Genomic DNA, 10,973 nt, shown 5'->3' with positions numbered 1-10,973 from the left:
CCCTCGGCATGACCAGCCCAATACAGTACGAACTCACACACCACCACGCGGCCAAAGCCGCATAACCCGGTGTCCACCACCCGGGGGCAAGCCCATGGTGGTCGGCCGAGTCGGGTGGGTGGGAGCTGGCCGGGGTTGTGCCCGCGCTGCCTCCGACGCCCGCTCCTGCGTCGCGTGCTCGTTCGACTGCTCCCACCCGCCCCGGTATGCGCTCCTTCGTCGCGCTCTTCGACTACGTTGCGCATGCATCCCGGGTCGGGTTGCCCGCCGGAGCCCCGCTCGACATCGTCCGAGCAGGGCTTTGGCGTGGTCGCGGATGTAGTTGGCTGCCATGACCTGACCTATCGGGACCAGCAAGTCGTACGCCACGAAGGCGACGCTGCCGGGCAGGCCGGCCGCTCTGGTCATCATCCACAGGTCTCTCTTCTCTGTGGCCAGCCTGACCAGATCCGGACACTTCGGAATCCCCTATACTTTCCGGCTTTGAGAACTGTCGGCGGGCCTGTCTGGGGTTGGGTCCATGGAGATCGCGCAGCTGCGACGCGCATACCTCCAGAGCGACAGCGATGTGATCGTCACTCTTGGACACGGTCGTTGCTGCCCGCTCCCACTGGTGGGATGCAAAGGGGCTACCCAAGGACTGCAGCACTCTATGTGGCACGAGCCTCATGGAACCCAGAGATGCTATTAAAGAATGTAGTTACCCTTTCCAGTGGCAAGGGATCTACTTCAACTTTGTCAGCGAAGTGTTCCGTATACGCCTTGCTGCTAAATAATACGCCCCAGATGATCATGCTTAGTGGCAATAGCCAGTCGGCTGCTATCGGGCGTTCAACGGGTTCATCTTTCATTGGCGCATAGAACTCTTCAGAGGCCAAGATGCCGCCATGAACAAACTGCGACGATAGTTGATAGCCATAGTAGAGACGTGATAGTCCTTCAGTGCGACAAAGTGACGCTACGTCTGGTCGCTTGATGGGCCCATCAAGCGTTAGTGAAGACGTGACTTTTGCGATCAGTGCGTTTCGGCGCGTGGCTCCGCTCGTCCATCTGTCAGCTTGATCCTGGAAGCCGACATCGGCTGAACGCTTGGCGACCTTCTCCATCCAATCCGCCGCTTCGAGATGACAACCCAGCCAGCGACGGAGCACTTCCTGCGCATCTGGGGCAGAAAGCATCCATTTCACGGTGAGGCCGATTTCCAGGCATGGGCGACCAAGCACAAGTGCTGATGGGGCCTGCTCAAGTCCGTTCGATGCGAGCGCGATTGCTGACATTCCGTTGGTCGTAAGCAACCGAAGTAAACGCAAGATGGCTTCGTCGTAAGGCGCCTCGGCTGCGGATACCCACTCCAGTCGACAACTTTCTAACCATACGAGAGCCGCTTGAGTATAGGTGGTCAATGTTTCAATCTGAGTTTCGGAGATTTGCGCATTCGTCATATTTTCCTCATAAAGTAAATATTCCTGATCCGGACATCATCGTATGCGGTTCTCCTGCTGCACAGTGTTACCAGCTCAGGATTGTCAAACTTGATGGGCGCCTGTCGCTGGGAGGCCGTGCCCTGCTCGATTCCGGTGTGGTTGTCTTGCCATCAGGTGGGGTGGGGCTCGGGGGCGGGGAGCATTCCGATGCCGCCTTCGCTGCCTTCGCGGAGGGTGTCGGCCTGGCCGGTGTGACGGCTGGTTTCCATCCGGACGTGGACCAGCATCGAGTGCAGGTGACGTCGCGAGCCAGCCACCAGGGGATCCGCCCTGTGCGTCGAGGGCGGGCACATCGATCGTCGTGTCGGAGTGCCTCCACGCCCGCTGATCGCAGTCGACGAGTTCGGCACGGCTCTCGTCGGCGGTCGCCCACCGATCGGAGTGGGCTCTGCGAAGTCATCCACCACGGGAACTGCTCGGGAAACGGTCGCTGGAACACCTCGCTCAGCCGCTCAGACGGTCTCGCCGCTCGACTGGTGCAACCGATAGCGCCTGACCATCGTTTACCGGGCCTGCGGATGGGCCACAGCAGTCTCTTCGCGAGCTGGGTCCGTGCAGCGTGGTCGCGTTCGCGCGACGGAGGAGCGCTCAGTACCGGGTGGGCGGGAGCAGTCGAACGAGCACGCGAGGTACGAGCGGGCGTCGGAGGCTGCGTGGGGATTCCTCATGGACCGATTCACGGTCAGGGCCTCGGGGTTCCTAGACTGCTTTGAGCAATTCGGTTACCAGCGACCCCGGGAAGAGAGCCATGTCCGGTCCCAACAAGAACTACGACCCCGTCGAGGTCACTCCTCTGCATGCCGACGAGGTCGAACGGACGCGCGACGAGGCCCTTGACGCCTTCGCGAAAGCGGTTGACCTGGCTGGGCTGCAGGAGGCGAAGGTCGCCCATCTCGGCGAGCGGTCGCCGATCGCGCTGGCGAACCGGGAGATCGGGGCGTTGCCGCCGCAGGGGCGTAAGGAGGCCGGTCAGCGGATCGGTGCGGCGCGGAAGGCGCTCAACGAGGCCTTTGCGGCGCGGCTTGCGGTGCTGGAGGCCGAGCACGAGGAGCGGATGCTGGCCACCGAGCGGGTCGACGTGACGCTGCCGTGGCACACGCCCGAGCTGGGCGCGCGGCACCCGTTGTCGCTGATCTCGGAGCAGGTCGCGGACGTCTTCGCGGCGCTCGGCTGGGACGTCGCCGAAGGCCCCGAGATTGAGGCCGAGTGGCTGAACTTCGACGCGCTGAACTTCCAGCCCGACCACCCGGCGCGGCAGATGCAGGACACGTTCTTCGTCGACCCGCCCGGTTCCGGCACCGTACTGCGGACGCACACCTCGCCCGTGCAGGCGCGGTCGATGCTGACCCGCAAGCCGCCGATCTACGTGATCTGCCCGGGCCGGGTGTTCCGCACCGACGAATTGGACGCGACCCACACGCCGGTCTTCTACCAGGTCGAGGGCCTGGTCGTGGACGAGGGCATCACGCTCGCGCACCTCAAGGGCACGCTGGACCATTTCGTCGTCTCGATGTTCGGTGAGGGCCTCGAAGCGCGGCTGCGGCCGAACTTCTTCCCGTTCACCGAGCCATCGGCCGAGGTCGACCTCAAGTGCTTCGTCTGCCGCGGCGCCTCGGTCGGCAACCCGGACCGCCCGTGCCGCACGTGTGGCAGTGAAGGCTGGATCGAGTGGGGTGGCTGCGGTGTGGTCAACCCGCGCGTTCTGCAGGCCTGCGGGATCGACACCGACCGGTACTCCGGGTTCGCGTTCGGGATGGGCCTGGAGCGGACGCTGATGTTCCGCAACGGGGTCGAGGACATGCGGGACATGGTCGAGGGTGATGTGCGGTTCAGCCGCCAGTTCGGGATGGAGATCTGATGCGGGTCCCACTGTCATGGCTTCGTGAGTACGTCGAGCTGCCGGCCGGCGTGACCGGCCGCGAGCTCGGAGAGAAGCTGGTTCGGGCGGGTCTCGAGGTGGAGACCGTCGAGGAGTCCGGCCTGAGCGGCCCGCTGGTGGTCGGCAAGGTGCTGACGTACGACAACGAGCCGCAGAAGAACGGCAAGGTCATCCGCTGGTGCTCGCTCGACATCGGCAAGGACGAGCCGCAGTGGGTTGTCTGCGGTGCGCACAACTTCGAGGTCGGCGACCTGGTCGTCGTCGTGCTGCCGGGCGCGGTGCTGCCGGGCGGATTCGCGATCTCCGCACGCAAGACCTACGGCCACGTGTCGAACGGGATGATCTGCTCCAGCTCGGAGCTCGGTCTCGGCGACGACGGTTCGGGCGGCATCGTCGTCCTCGAGCCCGGTGAAGGGACCCCCGGCGACGACGCGATCGAGCTGCTGTCGCTCAGCGACGACGTCCTCGACATCGCCGTCACTCCCGACCGGGGCTACTGCCTGTCCATCCGGGGTGTCGCGCGGGAGGCCGCCACGGCGTACGGCGTGCCGCTCAGGGACCCGGCAGACCTCGTGCTCGACGGTGACGGCAAGGGTGGTTACCCGGTCCGGGTCGAGGACGAGCACGCGTGTGACACCTTCACCGCCCGCACCGTCAGCGGCATCGACCCGTCGGTGCCCACGCCGCGCTGGATGCAGCGGCGGCTGCTCGCGGCCGGGATGCGGCCGATCTCGATCGCGATCGACATCACCAACTACGTGATGCTCGAGCTGGGCAACCCGATCCACGGCTACGACAAGGCGCTGCTGTCGGGCGAGATCGTCGTGCGCCGCGCGCAGCCGGGGGAGAAGCTGGTCACGCTGGACGATCAGACCCGCGAGCTCGATCCCGAGGACCTGCTGATCACCGACGACTCCGGCCCGATCGGTCTGGCCGGCGTGATGGGTGGCGCGACCACCGAGCTGTCGCCGAGCACGCGCGACGTGGTGATCGAGTCCGCGCACTTCGACCCGATCGTGATCGCCCGGACCTCACGACGGCACAAGCTGTCCACCGAGGGCTCGAAGCGCTGGGAGCGGACGGTCGACTCCGGTCTCGCGCGGTACGCCGCGCAGCGGGCGGCCGACCTGCTGCGCGACCTGGCCGGCGGCACGATCGAGCCGGCCGAGACCTTCATCGACACCCACACCCCGGCGGAGCCGGTCGTCATCCGCGGCGACCATGCCGCCCGCGTGTCGGGTGCGCCGATCTCCGTCGACGAGGCGTTGCGTCATCTGAAAGCTGTCGGCTGCAAGGTCGAGCCGGCTGCGGACGACGCGGTGCCCGCCGCACTGGCGGTCGGAGTGCACGCGCCGTCCCTCGACCAGCACCCGGCCGAGGGCGGCGAGGTGATCAGCGGGGACCTGCTCTGGGCCGTGACACCGCCTTCGTGGCGGCCGGATCTGCGGGATCCCAACGACTTTGCCGAAGAGGTTATTCGGCTGTTCGGGTTCGACAACGTTCCCTCGGTGTTGCCGAAGGCGCCGGGTGGGCAGGGGCTGACGGTTGCGCAGAAGCGGCGTCGGCGGATCGCCACCGCGCTGGTGGGAGCTGGGCTGACCGAGGTCGTTTCGTACCCGTTCGTGGGTGACGCCGAGTTCGATGCGATGGGCCTGCCCGCTGACGACGCTCGCCGTACGACGGTGAAGCTCGCCAACCCGTTGTCGGACGAAGAGCCGTCGATGCAGACGACTCTGCTGCCGACCCTGCTCCGCACCGCCGAGCGCAACGTCGGTCGCGGCGCCACCGATCTCGCGATCTTCCAGACCGGCTTGGTCTTCCTGCCGCGCGCGGAATCGAAGCCCGCGCCGCTGCCGTCCGTCGCGCAGCGGCCGAGTGACGACGAGATCCAGGCGCTGTACGACGCGCTCCCGGAGCAGCCGCTCCATCTCGGGGTCGTGCTGACCGGCTCGCGGACTCCGACCGGCTGGTGGGGCAAGGGCCAGGCCGCGGGTTGGGCGGACGCAGTACAGGTGGCACGGTCTGTTGCCGCTGTTGTCGGCGTCGAGCCCGTACTACGGAACGTCGAGCTCGCGCCGTGGCACCCGGGCCGCTGTGCCGAGGTGTCGGTCGATGGCAAGGTCATCGGTCATGCGGGCGAGCTGCACCCCAAGGTGTGTCAGGCGTTCGGGTTGCCGGCCCGGTCGTGTGCGGTCGAGCTCGACCTGGACGGGTTGATGGCGGCGAGTCCGTCGTCGGTCGTGGCGCAGCCGTTCTCGTCGTACCCGATCGCGAAGGAAGACGTCGCGCTGATCGTCGGGGCCGAGGTCGCGGCGGCGGATGTCGAGGCAGCCCTGGTCGAAGGTGCGGGCGAGCTGCTGGAGTCGATCCGGCTGTTCGACCTCTACACCGGCGAGCAGATCGGCGAGGGCAAGAAGTCGCTCGCCTTCGCACTGCGCTTCCGCGCGGCCGACAGGACTCTCACTGAAACCGAGGTCAGCGCCGCGCGGCAGGCGGCCGTCCAGGTCACGGTGGACCGCTTCGGCGCAGTACAACGCGTCGGCTGACCTGCGATGAGTAATCCTCGGGTTGCGGTCGCTGCGCCCAATGCGGCGGCGGCCGCGGCCGGGGTGCGGTTGGCGGCGGAGGGCGGCAACGCGGTCGATGCCGCCATCGCCGCGACCCTGGTGACGATGGTCAACGAGATCGGCGTGGTGTCGCCGGCCTCGGGTGGCTTTGTCACCTTGCAGGTCAAGGGTGGGGAGGCCGTCACCATCGACGGCTGGGTGGAGATGCCCGGGCGCGGGTTGCCGGAGCACAAGTTCGGCCAAGGCGTCTGGGACGTCACCACCGAGTACGGCGGCGGGACGACCACGACGATCGGCCACGGTTCGGTGGCGACACCGGGTGGGATGAAGGCGCTCGATCTGGCGCACCGGCGATCCGGCAAGGCACCGTGGAGCGAGGTGGTCCGGCCTGCGATCGAGGTGGCGCGGCAGGGTTTTCCGCTGAGCCGTACGTCGGGCTACTACCTCGGCTACACCCACGACATCATCTTCGGCTGGCACCCACCCAGCCATGGGGTCGTGCACGATGACGACGGCGTGGTGATCAAGGCCGGGAGCACCGTGGTCATCCCGGAGCTCGCCGAAGCGCTCGAGCTGATCGCCGACCAGGGGGCCGAGACGCTCTACACCGGTGAGCTGGCGGACTTGCTGGTTCGCGACATGGCGGCCAACGACGGGATCCTCACCGCTGAGGACCTGGCGGCGTACGAGGCGGTCGTTCGTCCGGCACTCATCGTCCGGCAGAACGGCTGGCAGTTGGCGACCAACCCTCCTCCCGCTGTCGGTGGAGTCGCGGCGGCTGCGATGCTCGCTTTGCTCGAAGGAGTGCCGGGGCAGGGTGCCTGGAATCCGGCCGAGATCGAGCGACTGATCGAAGTACAGCACGCTGTGCTCGGTCGGCGGCTGGCCGAGCTGGACGAGGAAGACGTGCGCCAGCTCGAAGGGCAGAAGCTGCTGGAGCTTGCGTCTGCCGGAGACTTGCGAGCGTTGGGTTCTCCCAGTACTGCGACCGTCTCCGTGGTCGACGACGAAGGTGATGCCTGCGCGATCACCGTGTCGTCCGGCTACGGCTCCGGAGTGATGACGCCGGGCACCGGCATCTGGCTCAACAACGCGCTCGGCGAGCAGGAGTTGCTGCACAGCGGTCCGCACAGCCTCGCGCCGGGCACCAGACTCACCTCGAACATGGCACCGAGCGTCGCCCGCCGCGACAGCGACGGGGCCGTGCTGGCGATCAGCTCGCCGGGTTCGGATCGGATCCCGACCGCGATCGCGCAGGTCTACGCGCTCTACACGCACGGCGGTCTGACCCTGCAGGAAGCGGTGGAGTATCCGCGGCTGCACGTCCGCGTCCGCGAGAACATCGTCGTCGACTACGAGGACGATCTGGACGGCTCGGGCTACGCGAGCAATCTGCCCACTCGCTCGATGCCACCGCACTCGATGTACTTCGGTGGCGTCGCGGCCGCCTTCTGGGACCCGGCCGACGGGCTGCTCGCCGTCGGCGACCCGCGCCGTACCGGGGCCGTCGCCGTCTCACCTGCTCCGTGACCTGCTAGTTTCGCCACCTCAGCCAGACCAGTCGTGGAGGACCACCGGACATGCCGGATCCCGAACTCTCCGTCGTCGTGCCGATGTACGACGAGGAAGAGGTGCTGCCGATCTTCTTCGAGCGGATGCGTCCCCTGCTGGACGGTCTCGGCATCAGCTACGAGGTGCTCGTGGTCGACGACGGCAGCCGGGACGCGACCGCCTCGATGCTGCTCGCCGCGGCCGTCGAGTGGCCCGAGCTCCGGGTCGTCCGGCTGCTTCGCAACTCCGGTCACCAGGCCGCGCAGTCGGCAGGCTTCCGGCGCGCCCGGGGCAAGTACCTGGTCACGATCGACGCCGACCTGCAGGACCCGCCCGAGGTGATCGCCGAGCTGCTCGCGGCCGCCCGCGACCAGGGGGTCGACGTCGTGTACGGCGTGCGCTCCGACCGCTCGAGTGACTCGTGGCCGAAGCGAACCACCGCGCGGCTGTACTACCGGCTGATGTGTCGCCTGGTCGGAAAGGACATTCCGTTCGACGCGGCGGACTTCCGGCTGGTCTCGCGACGGGTGGTCGACGCGGTGAACGGTCTGCCGGAGGACGGTCGCGTCTTCCGCCTGGTGATTCCGTGGCTGGGCTTTCCCAGTGCCGAGGTCGCCTACGTTCGCGCCGAGCGGGCGGCGGGCGTGACGAAGTACAACTGGTCGAAGATGTTCCGGCTGGCCTTCGACAGTGTGACCGCGTTCTCGGCGGCGCCGTTGCGGCTGGCCACCTGGTTCGGGTTGCTGGGCGGGCTGCTGTCCGCTCTCTTCGCGGTCGGTGCGCTGGTGATCAAGCTGTCGGGCAACAGTGTGCCGGGCTGGACGTCGACGGTGCTGGCGGTCAGCGTGATCGGCGCGATCCAGCTGCTCTGCCTCGGCTTGCTGGGGGAGTACGTGGCCCGGTTGTTCCAGTCGAGTCAGCGACGGCCGCAGTTCCTGGTCGGCTACGACAGCCTCGAAGACACCGGTCCCCCGGCCCGCGACGAGGTCCCGTCTAGATGACGCGTTCCCTGCCGCGGCTTCTGCCGTGGTTGCTTCCGTACGCCGTCACCGTCCTCGCCCTGATCTCCCTCGACGTCCCCGTCGTCCCGATCGCGAAGTACACCCTGTACTTCGCACTGGCGGTCGCGTTGCCGGGCATCCTGATCCTGCGTGCGCTGTGGCGGAGTACCGGCAACTGGGCGGAGGACTTCGGACTCGGGTCGGCCGTCGGAGCGACGTACCAGCTGGCCGGGTGGGCGATCTTCACTGCGCTGGGATGGCAACGAGCGCTGGTGATCTGGCCGGCGCTGGTGATTGTTGCGTTCGCCGCGGTGCCGCAACTCAGGAAGCACTGGCGCATCCGGGAGCCGAAGCCGCTGCCGTTGCTGTGGACCTGGGGGATGGTGATCGCCTCGGCCGTCCTGCTCGGCGGCACGGTGGTCGGCGCGATGAAGTACCACCCGGCGCCACCGGACGGCACGTCGTACTACCAGGACTTGCTCTATCACCTGTCGATGCTGAACGAGCTGACTCGCTCGGTGCCGCCGGAGTTGCCGCAGGTGTCGGGGGAGTCGCTGGAGTATCACTGGTTCGCGAATGCCGACATGGCTGCGGCCGTGGACATCACCGGGCTCTCGCCGATCACAGTGCTGTTCCGGTTGTGGTTGCTGCCGAAGTTGCTGGTTGCGCTGCTGGTCTGCGCGACGCTGGCCAGGACGGTCAGCCGCGCGTGGTGGACCGGCGTACTGGCTGCTGCGGCGTTGGCCGGGCCGCAGTTGTTCCTCTTCATCGACACGGCGGTGAACCTGTCGCCGCCGCTCAGCCTGCTCAGCCCGTCGCAGACCTTTGGCATGGTCGCCGGTACTACGGCCGCCGTGTTCTTGATTCATCTCTTGTTCAAACGGGATACCAGGAAGGGGTTGTGGCTGCTCGCCTTTACCGTCGCGGTCGTGGGTGGTGGGTCGAAGCCCACGATCCTGCCGATCCTGGTCGGGGCGGTCGGGTTGCCGGCGCTTTTCCTGTTGATCCGCGACCGGCGGTTGCCGATGCGGTTCATTGCGGCGGGTTCGCTGCTGGTGGCTGCTGCCGTCGGCACGATGGTCACGGTGGCGGGCAGTACGAGCGGGTCGGGGTTGCAGCTTCTTGCGGTGGTCAAGACGCAGGGTGGTTATGCGGCGGCGACGCGGGACAAGACGCTCGTTGGTGAAGGTGGGTTGATTCTGCCTGCGCTGACGTCGGGTCAGGTGCTGTCCATCGGTGGCGTTCTGGTGGTCACCTTGATGCTGTTGACCGGTCAGCTGTTGGCTGTCGTCGGCTATGGGTTGGCCGGCAAGCGCGAACTGCGGCGAGAGCCCGTCGGTTGGTTCGTACTCGGTGCGCTGATCGCCGGGTGGGCGGGCTTCCTGGTGGTCGACCACCCGTCGGTGAGCGAGGCGTACTTCGTCCACAGCGCAGTCCCCTTCAGCCTCGCCGCCGCCGCCTGGCTAGCCGCCACCATCACCAGAACGTACCCCGCCGCCAAGCGCCCGACCGCGCCGGATGCGTCGAGAGCCTCGGGTGAGAGCGGAGAGGTTGCGGGTCGGCGTCGTGTGCTGGTGCTAGTTGCTGGTGCTGCAATCGTGCTGGGTGCTGTGTTCGCGTTCGTGTTGTTGACTGCTGATGCTGTTCCCAGTGGGTCGCAGGTGCGGCGGATTGCGTTGGTGGCTCGTCCGTTGATTGTTGTCGTCGCGGTAGCGGCCGGGCTCATGTTTGTTTGGTTGCTGCTGATCAAACGTGTGCCGCGGCTGGCCGGGCTCGGTGGGCTGCTTGTGCTGCTGACGATGCTGGTGGTGCCGTCGGCAAGGACCTTCGAGCAGAACCTGCATCTCAACGGCGGCAAGCAGGCGCAGACCTTCACCTCCGCGACCTGGTGGGTCTACCCGGACGAGGAAGCCGCCGCGCTCTGGCTCGCGAAGAACTCCGACCCGAAAGACGTTGTCGTCAGCAACACCTGGTGCCGCCCGGCCGGAAAACAAGGGCCCGGCTGCGACGCCCGCGGCTACATCGTCAGCGGTATCGCCGGCCGCCGGACCTTCCTCGAAGGCTGGGGCTACACCTCACAGGCGATGGTCAACCACGGCGTCGGCGGTCTGCGTTACAACCAGCAGCCGTCGCCCTGGCCGGATCGCGTCGAGCTGACCAACCAGGCGATCTACGACCCGACCCCCGAAGTACTGCGGCAGTTGCGCGAGCAGTACCACGTCCGCTGGCTTTACGCCGATCTGTTCGGTGGACCCGTGTCGCCGGAACTCGACAAGCTCGCGGTACTGCGACACAGCTGGCAGCGGGTCAAGATCTACGAACTCACGGGCTGATCCCGCGTAACATCGGGCTGGCGTAGAGCGTTACCTCTACGCTGGCCCGCTCGCCCCGAGGCCGACGCATGCGGAAACGTGAGTGCTCGGGAGGGCGTGGGATGACGGGGACCAACGCCAGAACAAGCTCGGGCTCAGGCTCGGCCTCAAGCTCCGGC

At 67.0% G+C, this 10,973-nt stretch carries 7 protein-coding genes; 5 read left to right on the top strand and 2 right to left on the bottom strand.

The window, feature by feature from the left end; genetic code table 11:
- Positions 1 to 650 precede the first annotated feature (650 nt).
- Positions 651 to 1,442, bottom strand: a complete 792-nt coding sequence (locus tag AB0F51_RS39555; protein WP_360289003.1) for a DUF5677 domain-containing protein — start codon at positions 1,440 to 1,442, stop codon at positions 651 to 653.
- 152 nt (positions 1,443 to 1,594) lie between these two features.
- Entirely contained in the window at positions 1,595 to 1,741 is a 147-nt protein-coding gene (locus AB0F51_RS39550) for a DUF664 domain-containing protein (RefSeq protein WP_360289001.1), read from the bottom strand.
- Between the two features lie 491 nt (positions 1,742 to 2,232).
- On the opposite strand from AB0F51_RS39550, the gene pheS reads away from it, so the two are divergent.
- From pheS to AB0F51_RS39525, 5 genes are read left to right on the top strand one after another with little or no spacing between them, the layout of a single operon-like run.
- Positions 2,233 to 3,342: a phenylalanine--tRNA ligase subunit alpha gene (pheS, locus tag AB0F51_RS39545; RefSeq protein WP_360288999.1), complete on the top strand. Its 1,110-nt coding sequence runs from the start codon at positions 2,233 to 2,235 to the stop codon at positions 3,340 to 3,342.
- Complete coding sequence (locus AB0F51_RS39540; RefSeq protein ID WP_360288997.1) at positions 3,342 to 5,909, top strand: phenylalanine--tRNA ligase subunit beta; 2,568 nt, start codon at positions 3,342 to 3,344, stop codon at positions 5,907 to 5,909. Before pheS ends, AB0F51_RS39540 begins: the two co-directional genes overlap by 1 nt.
- Positions 5,910 to 5,915: 6 nt before the next feature.
- Entirely contained in the window at positions 5,916 to 7,460 is a 1,545-nt protein-coding gene (locus AB0F51_RS39535) for a gamma-glutamyltransferase (RefSeq protein WP_360288995.1), read from the top strand.
- 50 nt (positions 7,461 to 7,510) lie between these two features.
- Entirely contained in the window at positions 7,511 to 8,482 is a 972-nt protein-coding gene (locus AB0F51_RS39530) for a glycosyltransferase family 2 protein (RefSeq protein WP_360288993.1), read from the top strand.
- Entirely contained in the window at positions 8,479 to 10,815 is a 2,337-nt protein-coding gene (locus AB0F51_RS39525; protein ID WP_360288991.1) for a hypothetical protein, read from the top strand. The genes AB0F51_RS39530 and AB0F51_RS39525 overlap by 4 nt, the downstream gene beginning before the upstream one ends.
- Positions 10,816 to 10,973: the final 158 nt, after the last annotated feature.

Origin of the sequence: Kribbella sp. NPDC023855 (genome assembly GCF_040639475.1) — a bacterium.
In the GTDB taxonomy this organism is placed as follows: domain Bacteria; phylum Actinomycetota; class Actinomycetes; order Propionibacteriales; family Kribbellaceae; genus Kribbella.
This window is presented reverse-complemented; position numbering and strand designations above follow the sequence as displayed.